The 24,467-nt window shown below is 36.4% G+C and carries 24 protein-coding genes; all 24 read right to left on the bottom strand.

The features are described from left to right. Positions 1 to 5: 5 nt before the first annotated feature. Positions 6 to 941 (bottom strand): NAD(+) diphosphatase, encoded by a 936-nt coding sequence (nudC, locus tag BM157_RS06350; RefSeq protein ID WP_055306958.1) that lies wholly within the window; start codon positions 939 to 941, stop codon positions 6 to 8. 93 nt (positions 942 to 1,034) lie between these two features. Next, the gene (locus BM157_RS06345) at positions 1,035 to 1,982 is read right to left on the bottom strand and encodes a TIGR03943 family putative permease subunit (RefSeq protein ID WP_055177505.1); all 948 of its coding nucleotides are present in this window, start codon (positions 1,980 to 1,982) and stop codon (positions 1,035 to 1,037) included. Between the two features lie 97 nt (positions 1,983 to 2,079). Continuing rightward, positions 2,080 to 3,258, bottom strand: coding sequence for a CobW family GTP-binding protein (locus BM157_RS06340; RefSeq protein ID WP_022502474.1), 1,179 nt, complete (start codon positions 3,256 to 3,258; stop codon positions 2,080 to 2,082). 70 nt (positions 3,259 to 3,328) lie between these two features. Continuing rightward, positions 3,329 to 4,273: a DNA-binding protein WhiA gene (gene whiA / locus BM157_RS06335; protein ID WP_090140380.1), complete on the bottom strand. Its 945-nt coding sequence runs from the start codon at positions 4,271 to 4,273 to the stop codon at positions 3,329 to 3,331. Continuing rightward, the gene (rapZ, locus tag BM157_RS06330; RefSeq protein ID WP_022502476.1) at positions 4,273 to 5,157 is read right to left on the bottom strand and encodes an RNase adapter RapZ; all 885 of its coding nucleotides are present in this window, start codon (positions 5,155 to 5,157) and stop codon (positions 4,273 to 4,275) included. Before rapZ ends, whiA begins: the two co-directional genes overlap by 1 nt. 17 nt (positions 5,158 to 5,174) lie before the next feature. Beyond that, positions 5,175 to 6,095 (bottom strand): UDP-N-acetylmuramate dehydrogenase, encoded by a 921-nt coding sequence (gene murB, locus BM157_RS06325; protein WP_055177504.1) that lies wholly within the window; start codon positions 6,093 to 6,095, stop codon positions 5,175 to 5,177. 27 nt (positions 6,096 to 6,122) lie between these two features. Further along, the gene (locus BM157_RS06320) at positions 6,123 to 7,076 is read right to left on the bottom strand and encodes an ROK family glucokinase (protein WP_318255840.1); all 954 of its coding nucleotides are present in this window, start codon (positions 7,074 to 7,076) and stop codon (positions 6,123 to 6,125) included. Continuing rightward, the gene (gene hprK / locus BM157_RS06315; protein ID WP_022502479.1) at positions 7,057 to 8,010 is read right to left on the bottom strand and encodes an HPr(Ser) kinase/phosphatase; all 954 of its coding nucleotides are present in this window, start codon (positions 8,008 to 8,010) and stop codon (positions 7,057 to 7,059) included. The genes BM157_RS06320 and hprK overlap by 20 nt, the downstream gene beginning before the upstream one ends. A gap of 134 nt (positions 8,011 to 8,144) precedes the next feature. Next, positions 8,145 to 9,983: an excinuclease ABC subunit UvrC gene (gene uvrC, locus BM157_RS06310; RefSeq protein WP_055177502.1), complete on the bottom strand. Its 1,839-nt coding sequence runs from the start codon at positions 9,981 to 9,983 to the stop codon at positions 8,145 to 8,147. Positions 9,984 to 10,101: 118 nt separating this feature from the next. Continuing rightward, on the bottom strand, positions 10,102 to 10,680 hold the full coding sequence (locus BM157_RS06305) for an indolepyruvate oxidoreductase subunit beta (protein WP_055177500.1): 579 nt from the start codon (positions 10,678 to 10,680) through the stop codon (positions 10,102 to 10,104). Between the two features lie 131 nt (positions 10,681 to 10,811). Next, positions 10,812 to 12,533, bottom strand: coding sequence for an indolepyruvate ferredoxin oxidoreductase subunit alpha (iorA, locus tag BM157_RS06300; protein ID WP_090140378.1), 1,722 nt, complete (start codon positions 12,531 to 12,533; stop codon positions 10,812 to 10,814). 59 nt (positions 12,534 to 12,592) lie between these two features. Then, positions 12,593 to 14,227 carry a class I adenylate-forming enzyme family protein gene (locus BM157_RS06295; RefSeq protein ID WP_090140375.1) on the bottom strand — a complete coding sequence of 545 codons (1,635 nt, stop codon included), beginning with the start codon at positions 14,225 to 14,227 and terminating at the stop codon, positions 12,593 to 12,595. A gap of 169 nt (positions 14,228 to 14,396) precedes the next feature. Beyond that, positions 14,397 to 15,071, bottom strand: coding sequence for an ABC transporter ATP-binding protein (locus BM157_RS06290; RefSeq protein ID WP_055177496.1), 675 nt, complete (start codon positions 15,069 to 15,071; stop codon positions 14,397 to 14,399). Then, positions 15,055 to 16,158, bottom strand: coding sequence for an ABC transporter permease family protein (locus tag BM157_RS06285; protein ID WP_090140372.1), 1,104 nt, complete (start codon positions 16,156 to 16,158; stop codon positions 15,055 to 15,057). Before BM157_RS06285 ends, BM157_RS06290 begins: the two co-directional genes overlap by 17 nt. 129 nt (positions 16,159 to 16,287) lie before the next feature. Beyond that, positions 16,288 to 17,520: an ABC transporter permease family protein gene (locus BM157_RS06280; RefSeq protein WP_090140370.1), complete on the bottom strand. Its 1,233-nt coding sequence runs from the start codon at positions 17,518 to 17,520 to the stop codon at positions 16,288 to 16,290. Positions 17,521 to 17,525: 5 nt separating this feature from the next. Next, positions 17,526 to 18,473 (bottom strand): hypothetical protein, encoded by a 948-nt coding sequence (locus BM157_RS06275; protein ID WP_055177486.1) that lies wholly within the window; start codon positions 18,471 to 18,473, stop codon positions 17,526 to 17,528. Between the two features lie 80 nt (positions 18,474 to 18,553). Further along, positions 18,554 to 18,928, bottom strand: coding sequence for a hypothetical protein (locus BM157_RS06270; RefSeq protein ID WP_055177484.1), 375 nt, complete (start codon positions 18,926 to 18,928; stop codon positions 18,554 to 18,556). A gap of 286 nt (positions 18,929 to 19,214) precedes the next feature. Beyond that, complete coding sequence (locus BM157_RS06265; RefSeq protein WP_156333771.1) at positions 19,215 to 20,342, bottom strand: hypothetical protein; 1,128 nt, start codon at positions 20,340 to 20,342, stop codon at positions 19,215 to 19,217. Positions 20,343 to 20,649: 307 nt separating this feature from the next. Continuing rightward, positions 20,650 to 21,378: a LytR/AlgR family response regulator transcription factor gene (locus BM157_RS06260; RefSeq protein WP_090140368.1), complete on the bottom strand. Its 729-nt coding sequence runs from the start codon at positions 21,376 to 21,378 to the stop codon at positions 20,650 to 20,652. Positions 21,379 to 21,574: 196 nt separating this feature from the next. Then, the gene (locus tag BM157_RS06255) at positions 21,575 to 22,051 is read right to left on the bottom strand and encodes a hypothetical protein (RefSeq protein WP_090140365.1); all 477 of its coding nucleotides are present in this window, start codon (positions 22,049 to 22,051) and stop codon (positions 21,575 to 21,577) included. Positions 22,052 to 22,096: 45 nt separating this feature from the next. Further along, positions 22,097 to 22,528: a DUF2500 family protein gene (locus BM157_RS06250; RefSeq protein WP_022502491.1), complete on the bottom strand. Its 432-nt coding sequence runs from the start codon at positions 22,526 to 22,528 to the stop codon at positions 22,097 to 22,099. 125 nt (positions 22,529 to 22,653) lie between these two features. Next, positions 22,654 to 23,514, bottom strand: coding sequence for a type II toxin-antitoxin system HipA family toxin (locus BM157_RS06245; protein ID WP_090140363.1), 861 nt, complete (start codon positions 23,512 to 23,514; stop codon positions 22,654 to 22,656). Further along, complete coding sequence (locus BM157_RS06240; RefSeq protein WP_022502493.1) at positions 23,501 to 23,785, bottom strand: helix-turn-helix domain-containing protein; 285 nt, start codon at positions 23,783 to 23,785, stop codon at positions 23,501 to 23,503. The genes BM157_RS06245 and BM157_RS06240 overlap by 14 nt, the downstream gene beginning before the upstream one ends. A 187-nt stretch (positions 23,786 to 23,972) precedes the next feature. After that, the gene (atpC, locus tag BM157_RS06235) at positions 23,973 to 24,386 is read right to left on the bottom strand and encodes an ATP synthase F1 subunit epsilon (protein ID WP_022502494.1); all 414 of its coding nucleotides are present in this window, start codon (positions 24,384 to 24,386) and stop codon (positions 23,973 to 23,975) included. Positions 24,387 to 24,467 lie beyond the last annotated feature (81 nt).

Raw genomic sequence — 24,467 nt, 5'->3', positions numbered from 1 at the left:
TTATTCTAATTAGACGGAACAATTGAATGTTCTTTTTTGAATTTTAATATCATCTCTCTTGTAAGACTTATTCCATCGTCTTCTAAGTCAAGGTCGTCTGCCTTAACCCACGTTCCAAGTGATAATTCATCTTCCTGCAATGTGATTTTATCATCACCGTCAAGCTCACAGAAGAACCCTGAAAGCAGTGAGCCGCTAAGTCCCCAAGGCTGGCTCTTGTAATATTTAAGGTTCTTGACCTTAAGTCCTACTTCTTCCATTACCTCACGCCTGACTGTCTGCTCTATTGTCTCTCCAGCCTCATTAAAGCCAGCGACTAAAGCATAATTCTTATATGTTCTTCCTGCATACTTTGTAAGCAGAACCCTGTCGTTATCTGTAACTGCCACGATAACCGCAGGACTTATCTTTGGAAATACCATATTGCCACATACCGGACACTTTACCATACGCTCTTTGTTATCGTGTATTGTAGGTCTGCCACATCGTCCACAATAATGATTGTCCCTGTACCAGCCATACAGATGATATGCCGTTATTGCTGCAAATGCTGTGGCTTTCGGTTTGGCTTTTCTAAATGAGTCTACCCCGACAAATGAAAATCCTTCCACCACTGATGTATACTCATTATGCACTTTGGAATCTGCCATTTCACCAGCATATTGTCCTCTTAATAATTCGCCTTTTCTCTGTGCAAGAAAATATTTCGTATCATCCACAGATAAAAGGTATGTAAATGAATAATTATCAACAGAATCTTTTGATATACCTGTCTTTATCCCCTGTATGAACTGCTTGTACAGTGGATAAGTTAATGTATCTTCTTTAATATACTTCGCAAGAAGTGATGAACCCTCAAAGAAGAATACTACATCATTATCCTGCGGACTACATTCTACATATTGGTTATCAAGTCTATTAGGAAATATATCCTGTATCATTGTTCTCTCCAGCCGTATTACTAATTGTTATATATGTCCGATTTATTCAAAAAATATAGAATATAAAATTCTATTTTCTCCACGCTTACAAGCTTAGAAATAAACCATCTCTTCCACTGGTGGCTCTGCATTTTCAACCTTTTCTACATAAAGAACAGGTCCTTTCTTCTTGTATGCCATCTGGAATTCATTCTTGATTGTTGCTGTAACCATTATCCACTGTCTATTCTCTAAAGAAGCAATGTTATTATAAAAGCTTATATAGCCAATAAACTGTGTATCCTCAGCACAGCAGGTCATAACCTTTCGTCCTGGTACAAAGTTCTTATCTTTGAAATATTTATTCTTTAATACCTGACCCTTAAATCTTACTTTCTTGCCAACATATACATCTGGTCTTTCTGATACATCCATATACCATATTCCATAATCAGCATCATCAACCTCGATAATATCCGCATTAACATCATAAGGAAGCTGTTCTGCAATTGACATCATCTCTCCCTTATCGTCCTCAAATACAATCTGAAGTGTGTTATTAAGTGCTCTCATACTTCTTCTGTAGCTTCCAAGATCCATACCTGACTTACATCTGTTAAATATAACCATATCTGTATACTTAACAGTCTCTGCAATTATTGATCTCATATTGTTCCACTGAAGATTGAATGCTGTAGCATCAATAAGTGTTATTGACTGGTATATCTCCCAGCCTCTTGGCTTAGCTGTTCCCATAAGAAGGGCTGGATCCCACATACCATTATACTCAACAATTACTATCCAAGGGTCATACTCTTTATCAAGTTCATTAAGCTTGGCTTCTGTTAATTCTTCTTTTTCAAGAACTACCATATCCACACCATTATCTTTTAAAAGCTTCTCGCTGTATTCTTCTTCGCCTTCCTCACATACGATAAGGAGCTTATTCTTTGCCTCTGCAAACTGTCCCATTGCTATAGTATCTGAGATAAATCTGGTCTTGCCACTATCTAACTGGCCATTTATTAAAAATATAGGAATCTGATACTCTTCCTGTGCCATTATATGTCCTCCATCTATTCTAACTATATATAACACTGGGGGCTTATGCCCCCAGTCTGTGATGTCTGCGGATTGTCCAGTACTTTAACTTCCGCAATTATACATTAAATAATTCTTTAAGAGCAGCTTCTTTTAATTCTGCTCCTATTACACATATTCTTCCTGTAAAATCAGGCTTACCTTCCCTGATTTCATATTCTTCTGGTACAAGGTCAAAGAACATCCACTTACCATCTGTGCAAGGAAGCATACCCTTAGCTCTTAAGATGTTACCATAATCATCTGTCTCAGAAAGCTTTCTTAATATCTCTGAAAGTTCTTCCTTGTCATACTTGTTAGGAGTTTCTACGCCCCAGCTTGTAAATACTTCATCGGCGTGGTGATGACCATGCTCGTGATGATGTCCACAGCCACACTCGCCATCGTGATGATGATGTTCATGCTCTTCATCGTGGTGGTCATGTCCGCAGCCACATTCATCATCGTGATGATGGTGATGTTCGTGTTCTTCATCGTGGTGGTCGTGTCCGCAGCCACACTCGCCATCGTGATGGTGATGTTCATGCTCTTCATCGTGGTGGTCGTGTCCGCAGCCACACTCGCCATCGTGATGATGGTGATGTTCGTGTTCCTCTGCAACCTTTGCTGCTGCCTCTGCAAGCATTTCAAGTTCAAGATTAGTAACATTTTCCATAGCATCAAGTATCTGCTTGCCATCAATATCATCCCAAGGAGTTGTTATAATATGAGCATCCTTATTAAGTGATCTGATAAGTTCAATATCTGTCTTTAACTTGGCTTCTGACACATTCTGTGTTCTACTGAGAATAATAGTTCCAGCGTGCTCAATCTGGTTGTTAAAGAACTCACCAAAGTTCTTCATATATACCTTTACCTTAGAAGCATCGGCTACTGTTGAAGCACTGTTTAAACGGATTTCATTCTCAATATGAAGATCCTTTACAGCCTTAATAACGTCTGAAAGCTTTCCAACACCTGATGGTTCGATAATAATTCTGTCTGGGTGGTACTTCTCAACAACTTCCTTTAAAGATGTTCCGAAATCACCAACTAAAGAACAGCATATGCAGCCTGAATTCATCTCTCTGATTTCAACGCCTGACTCCTTTAAGAAACCTCCATCAATACCTATCTCGCCAAATTCATTTTCTATAAGCACAACCTGCTCACCAGCAAGTCCTTCTTTTAAAAGCTTTGCAATAAGAGTAGTCTTACCTGCTCCCAAAAATCCTGATATAATATCTACTTTTGTCATATTATCCTCCATTCTGTCTATACATTTAACTAATAATTTACCTTACCTAATTTTTATTATACGCTTGTTGTCAATCCCCTCTTTCAAGTCTTAACTGTTCTGCGTATTCGCTTATCTTTCTGAGTCTGTGATTGACACCCGACTTGCCAACAGGCGGGTCTAACAATGCACCTATATCTTTAAGGTTCATATCCTCGTGTTCAAGCCTTACCTCGGCAACCTGTCTTAAGCTGTCCTTAAGGCTTCCAAGACCAACTGTATCCCTTATATATATTATGTCCTTAGTCTGCTTTACCGCAGCGGCAACCGTCTTGTTAAGGTTCGCAGTTTCGCAGTTAACCTTACGGTTCACGTCATTACGCATTTCTTTAAGAATCATAACATTGTAGAGATTCATCTGCGAAACATATGCTCCCATAAGATTAAGCACATCTGTTATATTACTGCCTTCCTTCATATATACTATATAATCATTCTTGCGGACTGTAATCTTAGCATCAAGCCCGAAGAATATAAGCATATCACACAGGCACTGTGCATCTTCTTCATAGTCGCATACTATTTCATAATGATAGAATTTATTAGGGTCGCTTATAGACCCTGCCGCTATAAATGCACCTCTGATAAATGCTTTCTTACAGCAGTCCTTCTGCACTATTCTTGTGTCAACAAATACAGGTTCAATATTATCAAATGATTCATCAGCCCATTTAAGTGTCTGCAATATTTTAGCGACATATTCCTGATTTTCTATTCTGATTGTTGTGTCACGGCTGCTCTTTGAAACATATATTATATCGCCTGTATCAATATCAAATATCTGCTCTAATAATACTATAAACTTATATCTTGCAATCTCGTTCTCAGTAGACATCTCTATCTGCATTCTTTTGCCCGATGCTCTCCTGATACGTCCTGACATTCCCATTATCGCAGCAAATTCAGCTATCTGGCAGTGCCTTGCCATATCTATTCTGGTGCTTAATTCTTCTTTAACATCTGAAGAAAACGACATTACTTATCTCCCTTTCTCTTAGCATCTTTGTCTATATCGCGATGTTCAGCTTTACAGCCATATGGTGTACTTGCTATTCTTGCCGCCAGCTCATTGGCAAGTGTTACTGAACGGTGCTTTCCTCCTGTACAGCCAACCGCTATAACAAGGCTTGACTTGCCCTCTTTTACATAGTTAGGAAGAAGAAATTGTATAAGATCATCTACCTTATTAAGAAATTCTTTCGCCTCTGGTGCTTTCATTACAAATGACTGTATTGGTTTGTCATTGCCTGTAAGCGGCCTTAATTCTTCAACATAATACGGATTAGGCAGAAATCTTACATCAAATACAATATCTGCATCTACTGGTATTCCGTATTTAAAGCCAAATGACAGCACAGTTACAAATAAATTGTTATACTCCTTACGTTCAAGAATTATCTTCTGTAACTCCTGCTTTAATTCTCTTGTAAGAAGCGTACTTGTATCAACAATATAATCTGCCCTCTGCTTAAGGAACTTTAACTGTTTCCTCTCAAGCTCAATACCTCTGTCAACTCGTCCGTCCTTTGCAAGCGGATGTGTCCTTCTCGTTTCTTTATAACGCTTTACAAGCACTTCGTCACTAGATTCAAGGAATAATATTTTATAGTTATACTGGCGTTTTTTCATATAATCAAGTACGGACTCGAACTCTGCAAGAGAATGTCCGCTTCTTATATCAACGCCTAATGCTATATTATTATATCCGTTATCCTGTTCCTGACAGTCTGCCAGCTCCGCAAATTTAGGTATAAGCGATATAGGCATATTATCAACACAATAATATCCCTCATCTTCAAGCATATTTAATGCTGTTGATTTACCTGCACCTGACATTCCCGTTACAATAACTATCTTCATAAGTTCCTCCACGGCATTTAACTAAAATCTCCGAGCTTTATAACCTCCAGTTCAAGATCTACACCTGACTGCTGTTTAACTTTATCCTTAACCATATCAGTAAGCATACACACATCCTTTGCTGTTGCATTGCCTGCATTAACAACAAAACCAGAATGTTTCTCTGAAACCATTGCTCCGCCAACTGACACTCCTTTAAGTCCTGCATCTTCTATAAGCTTAGCTGCAAAGAAGCCTTGTGGACGTTTAAATGTACTTCCTGCACTAGGATATTCCAAAGGCTGCTTAGCTCTTCTCTTAACAGCAAGTTCCTTTATAAGTGCCTTGATTGTGTCAGTATCACCTTTCTGTAATCTGAACACAGCACTGACAACTATATAATCCATAGCCGCTATACAGCTTGTTCTATAACCTAACTCAAGTTCGTCCCTGCTAAGGCTTATAAGCCTGCCGCTTCGGTCGAGTACATCGGCACTAACTATTATGTCTTTAATCTCTCCACCATATGCACCTGCATTCATTCTAACTGCACCGCCTACGCTTCCCGGTATTCCCGTTGCGAATTCAAAGCCTGCAAGTCCCTTATCTGCCAGCTTGTTACCAAGTCTTGACAACATCATTCCTGACATAACCTTTACAGTAACATCATCAATATATTCTACCTCGTCAAATGTATCTGAAAGCTGTATTACAACTCCTCTTATTCCTTTATCTGATACTAAAAGGTTGCTTCCGTTACCTATAACGCAGTATTCTATGTCCGATTTATTCAAAAACCGAATTAATGATTGTAACTCCTCAATAGAAGATGGCTGTACATAATAATCTGCACAGCCTCCGATTCTAAATGTAGTATGAATATTCATAGGTTCACCAGTTCTTACCTGTGTGTCACCCACAATTAATTTAAGATTATCTAACAGCTCATTGTTATCCATAAGCTTCTTACTCTCCAATCTTTTATATTAACCTAATGCCAGCTTGGCAGCTCCATACATACCTGCATCATTACCAAGTTCAGCCCTGACTATCTTAGTATTCTTGCATGCGTGAAATGCGTATTCTTTATAATACTTAGCAACTCTTTCTATAAGATAATCACCTGCCGCTGATACTCCTCCGCCAATACATATAACCTCTGTATCAGTCATAGCAGAAGCACAGGCAATGCCTTTTCCTAAATATCTGCATACATAATCAACAACCTTTATGGCACACGAATCTCCTGCTTTAGCTTCATCAAATACTGCCTTAGCAGATATATAAGGAAGTGCTCTAAGTGCCGATGGCTCATCGGTTGCATTTAACATTCTTGTCGCTGTTCTGACTATGCCTGTTGCTGATGCCACCTGCTCAAGACAGCCCTTATTACCGCAGTTACAGTATTCTGTCTCCTCCTCTACTATAGGCAGATGTCCTATCTCTGCCGCAGCACCATTGTATCCGCATATTGGCTTACCATCAATTATAACTCCGCCGCCAACACCTGTTCCTATTGTAACTAATACAACGCTTGAATATGCTTTTGCACTTCCCATCCAGTATTCACCAAGTGCCGCCATATTGGCATCATTGCCAACTTTAACTTCATAGCCTGTCATATCTTTAAAAGTCTGTGCAACGTTAAATACACCCCAGCCAAGATTAACACATTTGTTGACTGTTCCATCTTCTCTTACTGCACCTGGAACACCTATTCCAACACCTTTAATCTCATCACAGCTTCGTCCCGCCGCTTTCACAAGCTCTGGAATATGTTCTTTAATATCTGATAAAATAAGACTTCCGCCCTCATCTTTCCTTGTTGGTATCTCATCCTTGTATACAAGCGTGCCATCTGTTGTGAACACGCCGCATTTGCAGGTTGTTCCACCTATATCAATGCCAAGAACTATATCCTTAAATAAACTCATCTTCATCATCACCCCTCATAAGGTTCTCTTGTACTCTTCTATATAACTCCTTAGCCGCATTGTAACCCATCTTCTTCTGTCTGTGGTTTACAGCCGCAGCCTCAACTATTACTGCAAGATTACGTCCTGGTCTTATTGGAAGCGAATGACACACTACTTTATTGCCAAGATATTCTGTGTATTCTTCTTCGAGTCCAAGTCTGTCATACTCCTTGTCCTTATTCCAGTCCTCAAGCTTGATAACCATATCAATCTCCTGAGTTTCCTTAACACTCTCTACACCGAAAAGTGTCTTTACATCAATAATACCAATACCTCTTAACTCTATGAAATACTTAGTAACTCCGGGTGCTGAACCAACTAATGTTTCATCACTTACTTTTCTAATCTCGACAGCATCATCTGTTACAAGACGGTGGCCTCTCTTTATAAGCTCAAGTGCTGCTTCACTCTTACCTATACCACTCTCACCTGTAATAAGCACACCTTCGCCATATACATCAACTAATACACCGTGTATTACTATACAAGGTGCAAGCTGTACTTTAAGCCATCTTATAACTTCTGCTGAAAATGAAGATGTTGACTCAGCAGACTTTAATATTGGAATCTGATATTTCTTTGCAAGCTCTATAATCTCTGCCTCCGGCTCTAAATTCCTACAGAAGATAAGGCAGGGAATATTGCTTGATAACAACTGCATATATCTTTCATAACGCTCTGTTTCTGAAAGGCTCTTAAGATAAGCATATTCTACATTACCTATAATCTGTATTCTGTCATTATCGAACTGGTCATAAAATCCGGTGAGCTGTAACGCTGGCCTGTTAAATTCTGGAACGTGAATCCATATTCCCTTAACATCAATATCAGGTGTAAGATTAACAAGATTCATCTTCTCGATTACCTTGAATAAATTAACTCTTTCTTTTCCGTTCATATCTACTCCAATCCTGCGCAATTATGCCACATTTTATATTTCATTGCCTTACTTAAGACTATATATCTTCTGACTATCTATTATTAATAGTTTAACACAGTGCAATTAATATTGAAAGACATTAAAATAACACATCAATGAAAATATTTGTATATGTTCTGCGCTACATTTTCTGTAATTCCTTCTGCCTCCATAAGCTCACTTACATTGGCATTACGGATTTTGTCAATATCAAGAAAATGTTTCATCAACGCTTTTCTTCTTGCTGGTCCGATTCCTTCAATCTCATCAAGAACTGAGCTTACCTGCTTCTTGCTTCTTAATGACCTGTGGTATTCTATCGCAAATCTATGTGCCTCATCCTGAACCCTTGTTATAAGCTTAAAACCTTCACTATGCCTGTCTATTGGAATTTCTACATTATTATAGTAAAGTCCCCTTGTGTTATGGTTATCGTCCTTAACCATACCGCATACAGGAATATTAATATGAAGTTCATCAAGAACCTCCAGTGCAATGTTCACCTGTCCTCGTCCACCATCCATCATTATAAGGTCCGGGTACACAGCAAAACCCCTTGTCTCTTCCTCACCTGCACGCTCTCTCATTCCTCTTGTAAAACGTCTTGTAAGTACTTCTCTCATACTCTTATAATCATCAGGCCCTTTGACCGTCTTAATCTTGAACTTTCTATAATCATTTTTCTTAGGTCTTCCGTCCTCAAATACAACCATTGAACCAACTGACTCAACACCACTTGTATTAGATATATCATAAGCCTCTGCACGCCTTATCGAAGCAAGCCCAAGCCAGTCTGCTATCTGCTTCATAGCACCTGTTGTCCTTTTCTCCTCAAGCTTAATCTTCTCTGCATCTTTAGTTAATACCATAAGTGCATTCTTATGGGCAAGTTCAACCATTTTCTCCTTATCGCCCTTCTTTGGCGTGATAATTGTAACTTTCCGCTTCTTCCTGCTTGAAAGCCAGTCGGCGATTGTACCAGCATCCTCAATCTCCTCCTGTGTCATTATCACATTGGGAATATATGGTGTTCCACCATAATACTGCTTCATAAATTCTGACAAAATGCCGCTTCTGCTGTCATTCGTTGCAACCTTCATATGGAAATGCTCACGTCCAAGAAGCTTGCCCTGTCTTATAAAGAATACCTGTACAACTGCATCTTCCGCGTCCATAGCGCACGCAATTACATCTCTGTCTGTTGCATCATCTGCTGTTATCTTCTGCTTCTGTGCGATCTGCTTAACGCTGATTAACAAATCCCTGTATCTAGCGGCTTCCTCATATTCCATACGCTCGGAACAATCCTGCATTTTATTCGTCAGCTCATTAATAATCTCAGAATAATTACCATTAAGGAAGCTTATTACTTTATCTATATTTTTTTTATATTCATCTTTGTTCACATAACCCTGACAAGGTGCATTGCACTGTCCGATATGGTAATTAAGGCATGGTCTGTCCTTGCCTATATCTTTAGGAAGTCTCCTGTTGCACGTTCTTACCTTGTAAAGCTTACAGAGCAGTTCAATTGTCTCCTTGACAGCACCTGCTGATGTGTACGGTCCAAAGAATTTGCCAGTTCCGTGCTTCATTGTTCTTGAGAATAACACTCTTGGAAATTCCTCTCCAATAGTAACCTTAATAAAAGGATAACTCTTGTCGTCCTTTAACATCGTGTTATATTTTGGTCTGTGTTCCTTTATAAGATTACATTCAAGCACCAGTGCTTCAAGCTCAGAATCTGTCACGATATACTCAAAATATGCAATATGTGAAACCATCTGGACAACTTTTGCCGAATGATTTTTATTACTCTGAAAATATTGTCTTACACGATTTTTTAATATCTTAGCCTTGCCGACATATATAATTGTGTCGTGTTTATCGTGCATAATATACACTCCCGGCTTATCTGGGAGCTTCTTTAATTCTTCTTCTAGATTAAACATATAAGCCTCTTTAATTCTATATAATAACTCCTGCCACTAATATTACAAAATGGATATACATATGATACCATAATATCACAAATGTATATCCATTTTACCTTTATTATTTTACATTTACTCAGCCTCTGCCAAGCTTCAATGCCTTATGATTAAGCTCTCTGTATTTCTCTGGGACTATCTCATCTATTGCTTTATCCCACACCTCATATGGAATGTCTTTGAAATAATCTGATAATCTTCCCATAAGTACAATATTAACCGCTTTGGCCGACCCTGCTTCTTCTGCTATTGATAAGAAATCTTTAGCATCGACCTTTGCACCTGCACTCTCAAGCTTTTCAATAATATTATCTGGATACTGCATAGCACCTGTAATTACCGGCATTGGGTCAACTTCCTGCGTGTTAGTTATTATCTGTCCGCCAATCTTTAAATATTCAATCCATCTTAACGCTTCAAGCTTCTCAAATGAAAGAATATAATCAGCCTCACCTTTATCAATAACTGGAGAATATACCTTATCTCCAAATCTTACATAAGTAACAACACTTCCGCCTCGCTGGCTCATTCCGTGTACCTCTGACACTTTAACATCATATCCCTGCTGCATAAGAACATAACCAAGCAGTTTACTTGCCAGAAGTGTTCCCTGTCCGCCAACACCAACAATCATAATATTCTTAACTGAATTACTCATACATATTCCTCATTTCCGACATTATCAGATGCCCTGCCTAATTTCACATCAAGCAAATCTAATTTGAACAAATCGGACATCTAATACTTTTTTCTATTCCATTAACACCTAATATACATCGCCTTACAACATTATATTGCCTCGAACTTACACATCTGTGAACATACTTTACAGCCTATGCAGAGTGTAGGGTCAATATGTGCTTTCTTATCTTTAACTGCAATTGCTGGACAGCCTATGCTCATACACTGTTTACAGCCAACACATTTGCTTTCATCTACACTGATTGGTGGTTTATGTACTGTTCCTTTAATCATAACGCAAGGTCTGCGGCTTATAATAATAGATGGTTCTTTAGCTGCAAGCTCCTCTGTAACAGCTTCCTCAACTGCCTTAAGGTCATATGGGTCTACAATCCTTACTCTGTTAAAGCCCAATGCCCTGCATAATGCTTCAAGATCAACCTTTCCTGCTGGTTCACCACGAAGGTTCTTTCCTGTAGTTGGATTTTGCTGGTGTCCTGTCATTCCTGTAATAGAATTATCAAGGATAATCACTGTCGAATTACTCATATTATAAGAAATGTCTGTTATACCTGTCATTCCTGAATGAATAAATGTTGAATCTCCGATAACACCTACGCTGTTACTCTCTGCTTCCTCACCTATAGCTTTATTAAAGCCGTGAAGTCCTGAACAGGAAGCTCCCATACAGACATTCAAATCCATTGCATTAAGCGGTGCAACTGCGCCCAATGTATAACAGCCAATATCACCATATACCATACATTTTTTCTTCTTTAAAATGTAGAATATTCCTCTATGTGGACAGCCTGCACACATAACTGGAGGACGTGCTGGAACATTTTCTTCTATAGTAATATGCTCTGGTTCTTTCATACCAAGACATTTTCTTACAAGGTTCTGGGAGAACTCGCCGCATATAGGAAATGTATCCTTACCAGCCACCTTAATTCCAAGCTGTTTGCAGTGATTTTCAATTATAGGGTCTAACTCTTCAAGAACAATAACCTTATCTACCTTCTGTGCAAAGTCTTTTATAAGCTTTTCTGGGAGTGGATTAATCATTCCAAGCTTTAATATGCTAACTTTATCACCTAATACTTCCCTTGCATACTGGTATGAAGTAGAGTCTGTGATAATTCCCACACTTGTATCCTCACCCATCTCAACTCTGTTAAGTTCTGTGCTTTCAGCATATTCTATCAATGCCTTAGTTCTCTCCTCAACCCTTATATGAGCATTTCTTGAGTTAAGTGTCATCATTACTTTAGCTGGGTCTTTTACATAAGGAACTCTATCTGGCTCAACTCTTTCCTCTGTATCAACTATGCTCTGTGAATGGGCTACTCTCGTGACCATTTTTAAAAGGACTGGTGTATTGAACTTTTCGGACATCTCAAATGCTTTCTTAGCAAATACTCTCGACTCCTCTGAGTCTGATGGCTCAAGCATTGGAAGCTTCGCCGCAATTGCATAATGCCTTGAATCCTGCTCATTCTGTGATGAATGCATTCCTGGGTCATCTGCAACACACACTACAAGTCCTGCATTAAGCCCCTGATAGGATATTGTAAATAATGGGTCTGCCGCAACATTTAAGCCTACGTGCTTCATAGCACACGCCGCTCTTACACCACCAAGTGTTGCTCCGTGAGCCACCTCTAATGCAACCTTTTCATTAGGTGCCCATTCACAATATATCTCATTGTAAACTGCCGCCTCCTCTGTAATCTCTGTACTAGGAGTTCCCGGATAACTTGATATAACCTTACAGCCTGCTTCATATAACCCTCTGGCAACCGCTTTGTTGCCTAACATTAACTCTTTCATACCTTTTCCTTCCATTATCTATAATAATATCTGTATTGCATATTAATCTATAATCACAATTATGCTTTGTTCTCCATCGCAACAAGCTTATCTGCTCCATATATTTTACGAAGCTTTGGTTTCTCTATCTTTCCTGTCGCATTTCGTGGTATCTCAGCAAATATTATCTGCTTAGGTCTTTTATAACGTGGAAGCTCAAGACAGAACTTTTCGATTTCTTCCTCTGTACAACTGACTCCGTCTTTAATCTCTATAATTGCTGCTGTCTTCTCGCCCAGACGCCTGTCAGGAAGACCAATTACCGCTGCATCCTTTATCTTGTGAAATCTTCTTAAGAAATCTTCTATCTGCACAGGGTAAATATTCTCGCCACCGGACACAATTACATCTTTCTTTCGGTCTACAAGGAAATAGAAACCATCTTCATCCTGCATAGCCATATCTCCTGTATACAGCCATCCGTCCTTTAATACTTCCTTTGTAGCAGCCTCATTTCTATAGTAACAAGTCATAACTCCCGGTCCTTTAACACAAAGCTCGCCTACATCACCTTGACAGACTTCGTTATCATTTTCATCAACAATCTTACATTCCCAGCCATAACCCGGAATTCCAATTGCTCCAACTTTATGTATGTTCTCAACACCAAGATGAACACAACCCGGTCCTGTTGACTCTGACAAACCATAGTTAGTGTCATATTGATGATTAGGAAAATATTCCTTCCACCTCTTAATAAGTGATGGTGGCACCGGCTGAGCACCTATGTGCATAAGACGCCACTGCGATAAATTGTAATCTGATAACTTAATCTTTCCTGAATCCAATGCATCAAGAATATCCTGCGCCCAAGGCACTAACAGCCATACTATAGTGCAGTGTTCACTTGATACTGCTGACAATATCTGTTCCGGCTTCGTTCCTTTAAGAAGAACCGCCTTACTTCCTGCAACAAGGCTTCCCATCCAGTGGAACTTTGCTCCTGTATGATAAAGTGGTGGTATACATAAAAATATATCATCTCTGCCAGTAGAATGGTGCTTCTGTTCCATAATAGCCGCCTGTGTAAGGCTCTGGTGCTTATGAAGTATTGCCTTGGGAAATCCTGTTGTTCCTGATGAAAAATATATCGCACCATAATCATCTTCTGTTATCTTAACATCTGGCTCTTTACTTGAACAATCAGCAACAAGCTCGTGATAGCTTTCTGCAAAGCTTGGACAGTTGTCTCCTACATATATAAGAAGTCTTCCTCTTAATAATCTCTCAGCATTAACCTCTATTCTTCCAATGAATGCAAAGCCAAATACAATGACATCTACCTGTGCAAGTTCAGCGCAATAGTATATCTCATCTGAGTCATATCTGAAATTAAATGGCACTGCTATTGCACCTGTCTTTAATACACCAAAATATATTGGCAGCCATTCCAGGCAGTTATACATAAGAATAGCAACCTTATCCCCTTTCTTAACTCCACGGCTTATAAGCATATTGGCAAACCTATTGGCTTTCTCATTAAATACGCTCCATGTAATCTCACGCCTATATGGCATATTGGCACTTGGCTGTATTAAATCAAATTCTTTCCAAGTTGTTCTCCTTGTATCTTTCTCATCTGGATTTAGTTCAACCAAGGCAACTTCATCGGGGTATAACTCGGCATTTCTTATTAAATATTCTGTTACTGGCATAGCATTTTCCCTTCCATTATTGAATAAATATATGTACTAGCTTTCTTTAAAATACTACATATGTTCTACGGCTAAAATTCATATTTTATTTGATAAATTATCTTAATAAATAATAGAATACCACATTTTACACAAATAAAAAAGAGTTGCAAGGCAACTCTTTAGTCAATTATACCATTTCATCACTTATAATCTTTCCGTCACATATATTAATAATTCTGTTAGTGCTGCTGGCGATATTGATATCGTGCGTAACAAGAACAACCGTTTTACCCTGATTATTAATTTCTCTTAAAATATTAATGACTTCTTGTCCGGTGCTCTGGTCTAATGCACCAGTCGGTTCATCAGCAAGAATAATATCTGCATTAGTTACAAGTGCGCGTGCTATTGCCACGCGCTGTTGCTGTCCTCCCGACATTTTCTTTGGCAATTTATCTTTTTCTTCCACAATATTCAACTTTTTCAATTGTTCATTAATTATTCTTTTTCTATCTTTTCGTCTTATATTGTTAGCCAGCAACGGCAGCTCAATATTCTCATAAGCTGTATAATAATCCATTAATGCAAAATGTTGAAATACAAATCCTATATTCTTCTTTCTAAATCTATGTATGTCCAATTTATTCAATCGTGACACTTCTATGTCATCAACATAATAACTTCCGTCTGTAACACTATCCATACAGCCTATTATGTTAAGAAGTGTACTTTTACCACTCCCTGATGGTCCCATAATAGCTACAAACTCCCCATTATCTATAGTTAATGATACCTCATCTAACGCTTTTTTATTTTCAACCTTTGCATCATATATTTTTGTTATTTTATCTAATCTTATCATATGCCTGCCCCCTATATATATCTACAACTGGATATATCATCGCAATAACAAGTGTTATCAGAAATAAACCAACTGCTAATAATATTAATTTGACACTCCACAATCCCATACCCTGAATTGTTGAATACCTTATAAAGCTATATAACACATATCCTACAAAATACATTATTACAGTAATTATCATTAGCAGTAACAGATTAACTGCAATATCGGCTATCATTCTTATATTACTAAATCCAAATACACGTTTTATTGCAAGCTCTTTCTTTCTCTGTACCGTCCAGAATATTGATATAATTATGCTGTTAATAAGGCAAAAAGCATATACCATAACATTAGTTTTAATATTTTCTTTCTGAAGAGTTTCACTCACTGTGCTTTCGCCCGTATCTTTCTTGCTATATGACACTATATTACAGGTATTATCAACATTGACTACATTTGAATATACTTTATTATAAATTTCCATAATATCTTCCTTATTACTATATACTGTCAAAGATATATTAGACAGTGAACTAAATGACTGCTTAAGACTATCACTCATACAATCTATATTAAGTACAATCTTATAGTCCCAATAATCAGATACCGGACTTCCTATAACACCTACAACCTCATATTCCTCCTGACCAAGTGTTATATAATCCTTGCCATCCCTATTATATACATATCTGTATTTATCACGTCCTAATGCCACACAATTTCTGCCATTATCCGTTTCTTTATCGGGTATATGTCCTCTAATCATAGGATAAGGGGTTGACTCATTAACTGCCAAAAGCACTTCACAACGGTTCGTACTTCCAATTTGTGCCACTTCTACCGACATACGTCCTTGTGCTAACACATTTCCTACATCTACATTTACTGCCGCATATGATAATATATCTTTCTTTGCAAATGTATCTATATTCAGCTCTATCCTATTCTTAGCCAGAGCCTTAAGCCTGTCATTTTCTTTTGCATAAGCTTTATTAATCGTATTAAGCACTCCAAATATTGCTGTTAAAATAACAAGCTGACTTAATATGAAATATATCGAAACAAGCCTGTATCTGAATATTTTATTAAATATTTTTCCCATTCAAATGCCCCCTGAATATGCTGTTCAATAACTTCTCCACCGCTAATCTTATATTTTGAAAACCTCTGTCACTAACCTACTGATTTAACAGCTTTCACCATCAATCTGCACACCCGGTATTTTCTATAATTAATCTACTGGTTTGATAACTTCTGCCACTTTCATTCGTGATATTATAAACATAGGCACAATACCAGCTATAACAGTAACAATCACAAGTTCTGCCAGATACATTATTGGAACAGCGACACAATGACTAAACCAGTCACCATATTTAATCATATCCAGCTCTGAAATGTTATTCATAAATACTTTTCCAAATATATTTTTCTGACATATAAGCCATATAATTATTTCTGGAATTAACACTACAAAGACATTTTCCATATAATTAATTGCCATAATACTTCGCTTGCTAACTCCACAAGCAACCATAATTCCCATATGTTGTCTATTCAAAAGACACGAAACTATTGCCGCAGAAGACATTGATATTAATGCAAGCAGAAACAGCAAAACTTCTGCACTAAATGAGCTGTCCGCTGTTATATTTCTTAATTCTTTTTCATTTGCTATTTCCTCTGCCTCATTAATCACACTTACTCCAAGATTACGCTCTGCCGCCCATTCAACAATGTCCATCTTAAGTTTATCTGCCACTGCCTCATCATCAACTATATAATATGGTGTATCCGGCATACCTCCTATATTATCAAAATATTCATAATTGGGAGTTATCACAACAATCGTATTATCAAGATTATATGAGTCTATATCACTAACACCGCCAAATAACTTTCCCTTTAAAGGCCACGATGCTCCCTTTTTTAAATAACCTGCAATCTCGCAACTTGATTTCTCATTTTCCTCATAATAATTAAATTGAATTCCTGTTTTATACTCATTCCTATAACTATAGCCCACATATGCCATATTCTCACTACCATTTTTTTTGCTTTTCAGATTATCGTTATCCAACAGCAGATTACCCATATTAGCAATATCTTTTTCTATAACAAGTGTCTTTACAAGTTCACCATTAAGTATCATTTTATTGTTATTAAATCTTCCACAAGCAACAACACCTTGATAATTACGAATATATTGTATAAGCTCATCACCTATCTGAGGAGTATATTCAGGACTCATTAGATTAAGATATTTTACATAGTTAACCTTATCCGGATTTACCGCAAACATCGAACTCATTGAATTAATTCTATGCTGATTAGAAAAATATCTTGTTGCTATAACATCAGTCATATATATAGATATTGAACTCATAGCAAGAAGCAGTATAATCATTATCTTTTTTTGAAAAATATCATCAAGCATAAGCTTTAATATATATCTAATTCTCATATTTCTCACTCCCCTATGAACTGCCCTATATGTTCCTGTTTCCACACCTGATACTTTTCATTATCAGATATATTGTAGCAATTATCACCATTCATAAGGTAAGCAAACCCTGTTGTTTTAGATACTTTTAACACAAGTAAAAACTGACCACAATCATTCTCCTCTGCCATCTTCTTATAATCTATATAAAATATACTTGTATCTGTTATATATTTTTCTCCTAAATATACACAACTTACAAAATCTTCATTTGGACAGTCTTTCACCAAAAAATCCTTATATGCTCTTCCATCGCATTTAGTTATATCGCCAAACCTCTGCTCTATCAGATTATTAGGTATTCCGTACACTTGCAGTTTCATCTCTGGATATTCGGGATATAAATCTTTATACAACGCAAAAGTTATACATCCCACATCATATATACCCAATTTGTTAATTCCATTATTAGCTGTTAATGAAAAGGTTTCTTTAATCTGCTTTTCCTGTGTTGGATATACCTCTTCATCAGCATTATATCCCAACATTGGATTGCTCACATATATAAATTGACATCCATAACTCTTTAATGTTGCTGTCTTTGTGCCATCTGGACGATTATATCCAGAATATTCATATGAAAATACAAATTTAGCGTCATCTTCACAATCAAATACCCCAGCAACTTTGGGACTAATTAATGGAGTATATTTCCACACCATTCCATTATCTGTCTTTAACTCATTTACCCAAAATCCACTATCTATAATCCTATCGTCACTGTTGTCTGATGAATTCTTTTCGCTCTCAATATCAGATACATCTTTACCCAATGTATTATTTTCCGTTATTGTTACACTTGGCTTATCTAATTCTATATCTGCCTCTGTATTATGAGATGATGTTGTTCCTGTTCCACAACCAGCACTTATCGTCATTACCAGAAGCAGTAATATAATATATACTTTTTTCATAAGCTCCACCCCCTCCCTTATATAGGTATAACTTAGCTTCAATACATTATTTATTGAAGCTAAGTCATATTTTCATTTAATTACCAGCAAGAAGATAATTCGACTCTATCTCTTGCTTCCCCTGAACTTGTTCTGTGCAAACGATGTATACTATAATAATCTTCTGCCCAATCCCAGCCAGTATTTTCGTGTACCGACCCCTGTACCACTCCTGACCAATAATCGGACTCTTGTCCATCCTGATATGTTGTACGCAAATACAAAGAAGCATATTCCCCACTCCTATCATTAATAGTTCCGGCATCGCAACACTTTATGCCTCCTGAACTTGTCGCATTATTATAAGCGTGTCCATCTTCCATATCATAACTTTCTGCAAATACTGGAATTGTTCCAATTACCCCTAATGCAACTACAACTGCAACTGCATTTCTAACTAACTTGTTCTTAACCATTCTAATACCTCCAATTTCTATAAATTTAGTTACACCTATCCCTCATCATAACCTAAAATAGGCAAGTTACAATTGATTGCACATGCAATTGTGCAATACCCTTCTACATTTCTATTTCTTTATTCACCCCTCTCATAGCATTTTGATATATAATAGCAATATTTAGGAATTCCCCATTAATTGCATTATATCTGTATCTCGTATAAAAGAATACAATTCCCAATATACTATCACTAGCCTCTAACTAGATATGACAATACGGTATAAACATTTCACCCCTAATACATCACCTTATAACATTTGAAAATGTATCCTTATACACAGTTTTATCTATCGCATTAACAAATATAATTTCGTTCTTTGATGCATTTTCTCCTATAACAGATGGTATTTCAATAACAATCACCCAATATGGAGCTATCTCATATCTGGTATTGTAATCTATGCCATCGCCACCTGTTACCTGAGGTATATATTGTAATTCTGCCCGAATAATATTCTGTTCTGACACATAATCATACTTTGTCATTGCAATATTTACAGCAGTATCATAACTTATAACTTTATCCTTAACATCTTCCTTTGTAATAAAATCATATTGATAAGATGTATCAAGATAGATAAGTCCCTGCTTTCCATATATAACTTTAACCTGTGTTGGTACACCACTCTTTAAAATATTATCAAATGCCACATCTGACATTGTCTGGTTATCAAGCTTTCTTTTAAATATCATACAATAACATTCATCATCTTTAGTCCAATCGTCTAATTCACTTGTCAATTGTAATTTAGCTTTAACTTTCTTTTGACTATCAACATCTATAACATATATATCTGGCTCATCGCATACTTCAATTTCTAATTCTGCAAGAATATTACTAACATCTGCCAAACAATCTTCCTTTGATAAATCATCAAGTTCATCTAACTGATACCAGCTTTCATCACTCATCTTAATTCCATATTGTGTTGGAATATAATATTCATATTTAAGCTGCGTATATGATGCACTCCTGTACCCTATATCACTGCCGCTAATACAGTATCCACCATCACTGTATTTATATATGTATCTTAATATATTGTCTTCTTTGTCTTTTATCTCTCTGCAATTTACTATTGATGTATCATCTTTTCTAAATAATTCTGCATTATTATCTGCTTCTTCTTTATCAACTGCTCTGCGAACAGCCTGACTTATATACCATTGGTCTTCGTTACCTACATCATAAAGCTCATCAGGTATCTGATTATCCATAACTTCCTCTGGTGTAATATTATCTTTCTCTGTTATCAAGCTCTTATTATTATCACTTTGATACTTTGCCATATTGATTGTAGAATTTGGCAAAAATAAACCTGCTGATAAACTTATTAATAATACATCTGCTATTAATGTTAATTTCTTCATAAGCTGCTCCTTTTCCGACTCATCTTCCGTCTTGTTATTATCTCTCAACTAATCTATTATCTTCCGTTTCTCACACACATCGCTTCTATATCCCAAAATTATCACATTATTTCACTTCATACAACCCTATTTGCAAAAAACGACTATAGCAGACAAAAAACGACTATATTTACTATTACATTTTATTAGAATAATTTAACCACAAAAAAATCAGATATATATAGTCATCTATAATGACCAATATATATCTGATATTAAATACCACTATTTCATTATCAAGTAATATTCTCGCTTAAACTTTTAACCGCTAATTATTTTCTTTAAATTCCAGTATTCTCTTCTTAACTTCTTTATATCGTGATTTCGGAACTCCCAAATCCATGCCATTCTTTAGGTACACACGATAACTGCTGATGTTATTAACATACATCATATTAACTATATAGCTTTGATGTACCCTTAAAAGATACTTATATTCCTTTAATTCATTCTCTATGTCATCAAGCTTGCTCTTGACAACATAATCACCAAATTCCTTACCGTGTATATGATATGTAACTTTATGGCCACTGCTTTCTATATAGATAATCTTACTGACATCAACCTCTTTTCTACCAGAGTCACAACTGATAATTCTCTTATCTGAATTAATGTAATTCAGCTTATATAATATTGCGTTCATACATTCATAGATTGAACCTTTTAAATCCATACTATCCTTCAATAAATATCTGAACACATCATACTTATAACCCTGCATATTATAATCTGACATTGAGGTTATAGATATTATTATAACTCTATCCGAATACATTCTTATCCATTCAGCTACTTTAATATTATCTATTCCTGTCATATTAATATCCAGAAATACTATGTCGTAATTCACTATCTTATCTTTTAAACCAATCAGCTCACTGCCAGAACTGTACATATCTATACTATATTGCAATTTATTCTCATTAAGATATTCTTCTAAAAGCCCACTTATATTCTTCACGAACATCTCCTCATTATCACATATAGCTATATTCATCACAATCTACCCCTGTCTATCTATTCTACTCTGCTTTTATATTGTGTGAAATTATGTTCATAACAATACGAATATTTAATTATATAGGTATAATTTATCACGTCATTAATTCAATAACAATATACCTTACAAAAAAAGACTATATGAAACAAAAAAAGACTATTTACATCTAAAATATCTATAGCTTAAGTTTTGCTTATTGCAGTCCGACATAATAACGCCAGTTTGTATTCTCATACATATCACAAAATGCTGAAATTCCTGCCATCTTCTGCTTAAGTTCATTGACCTTTTCTTCCCCAAGCTCTCTCTTCTCATCAGCCGAAAATGTATACTGCCATCCATTCTCGCCATACTGTGAAAGCATATCATAGCTTGTGTTAAACTCACCCAGAACAAGCTTTTCGTTCAAATACACTAAAGCATCATTATAATCTGCCTTAAACTGTGCAAGTGCCTTATCCCTGTCCTTATATATCTGTACGCCATATATATTGTATGCACGCTCATATACATCGTTGTTATCCAGCTTCTTGTACGCACTTTCATCTACCTTCCTTACAGGTATCAATGGTGCTACAAATACAGCTATTATACCAACTGCCACTAATATCGCTGCCACAATAGATACAATCTTTAAAATATTGCTCTTACCGCTTTTAGCTTTCCCCATAAAAATCCTCCTTTTCATTGATGACATCAACATCTCCTAAAAGCTCTATTCTTTCGTAAATGAATAAAACTCACAACCTTTATAATCTAATACTCCTTTATCTCCTTCTTTAATGTTATCAAATGTCTTCTCATCTACATCAAGTTCAACATCTTTCCCATTGACATCAAAGTACAATCTATAAGCTATTCCCCTATTAGACGTGCTTCCATACCCCGGTGCCGGTCTGTTAGAACCTAACGATGTGTTATATGCCTTTACTTCTCGGTATGCTTCTTTGACTTTGGATATCAGAACTGCATTTTCATTCTTTCTGTTAGCTATAAGCTTCTGATATACAATGTACTTATATACCGAACGAAGTATCCATAATACAAATATTATCGCTATAATATAGCAGACAATTCTGAGCCATAATGGAAATTCTATAACTCTCATATTATTAATTCTTTGTCCCGGACTTTGTATAACTGGCATACGCTGCACCTCCTATTCACTATATACATTGGTATAGTTTATCATTTGTATATAACTCACACTTTACAATATTTTCTAATACTAATATAACATTGTATTTATATTTGTGCAATAGGAATTAATACTTATTTGTAAGATTGATTAATATAGTCTTTTAAATCATTTGCTACTATTTCATATATATTTTCCGCTATTTTCTTTGCCCTCCTGCTATCAAGTTGAATATTTTCCGCCACCTGAAGTATCTCTTTCATACCCGGATTACGCCCATTACCATCTACCATAGTTGCGTGCTCTCCACCTATAGAATTACTGTATGTCAAATCATATGCTGGTGATAATTCCCATACTTTCTCATTATCATTATAAATAAAAGAAAAATTCTTAGAATGGTCATCACGATTATGTGCAAATACATTAAAGCACATAAGGCGATACATTTTTTCAACTTCTTCATAACTTTTTGTAAGTATAAATGTCAGCTTCATTAGCTGGTTATAATCAAGATTCGGTATTCTATGCGAAGTTTCCATTAAACCACTCACTGATACCATATGAATTTTCTTATCTCCCTGTCTGTCAAAACGCTTTACCGCAAAATATCCTGAACCTATTGAAGAATTAAGCAAACGTGTCTCTGGCATATTTATACCACATCTTCCTGCACATAACGAATATTCATATTCCTGCTGTCCTATATCTTTGCTATCATACGATGACGGAAATTTTACTATCCATTCTTCTCCGTCTATATCATAGTATACCTTGGGTCTTGCACCACCTGATGAACCTCCCATTTGAAATATGTTATCAAGACTTTCTGAATTATTAGTTTCAAATATTCTTTCACATTCTTTGGCTATCTCATCTAATGACATCTGTTCTTCTTTTTGCAAAAATATATTTTCTGGATAATACTCAAGTGCTCCCATTCCACTTTTACCCACTATGGCAATACACACATCAAGCTTCTTAACGCTGACCATCAATAACCTCCTGAATAGACGAATATCCTTTTTTAGCAAAAAGACTTTCAAAATCTTCCTGACAATTCAGAACAAAAGCAATCTTAATAAGGGAGTCAAGTGATATATTTCCCGTCTGTTCAAATCTTTTTAAAGAACCTAAACTTACGCCTGCACGCCTGCTAAGCTCTGCCTGCGTAAGCTTCTGTTCTTTTCTTCTTGCTCTCATTCTCTTTACAATATCATTATTAACATCTTTTGGAGTTTTCATTAAATCTAATATATTATTCATAGCTAATATATTAGCTATTTAGTTAATTTTTGTCAATAATAGCTAATATATTAGTCATTTAAAAACACCACCCATTAACTTCACGCTAATGAATGGTGTCTTTACATTTTATTAATATCTACATACACCGCCTGCTGGTACATTTTCTGCCCTGCAAGCCCTGTACATATTATAATATATTAACTTTCTATACATCATGGTTCTTAACACCACGAAGTCGTGCCATAGCTCGCGCCATAGAGGCTGTCGATACGTGATATTCCATAATGCTCTGTTTCTGTGCAAGCTGTTCCCTCGCTCTTTCAAGCGCCGCCTCAGCTCTGAACTTATCTATTTCTTCAGGTCTTTCAGCCGAATACACTATTATATCAACTTTGTTGTGTTCAACTTTAAGAAGTCCTGTCGAAACTATAGCTTCCTGCCATACAGTTTCTCCTGGAACTCTGAATCTTAATTCTCCTGTTTCAACACTACAGGTCATAGGCTCGTGATTAGCCATAATAGCCATCTCTCCATCGAAACCATCAAATATAAGAATTTCACAAGGTCCATCGTAGAATACCTTATCGCAGGCTATTAATTTCAATGAAAATGTATTCAACCCATACCTCCTTGTTTTTTACGAAGTAAAAAATGCGACTGCCCTTGCAGGAGCCGAAGGTTTTACCTCATTGTTTTTTAC

It is taken from the genome of [Lactobacillus] rogosae (assembly GCA_900112995.1).
GTDB lineage: Bacteria > Bacillota > Clostridia > Lachnospirales > Lachnospiraceae > Lachnospira > Lachnospira rogosae.
This window is presented reverse-complemented; position numbering and strand designations above follow the sequence as displayed.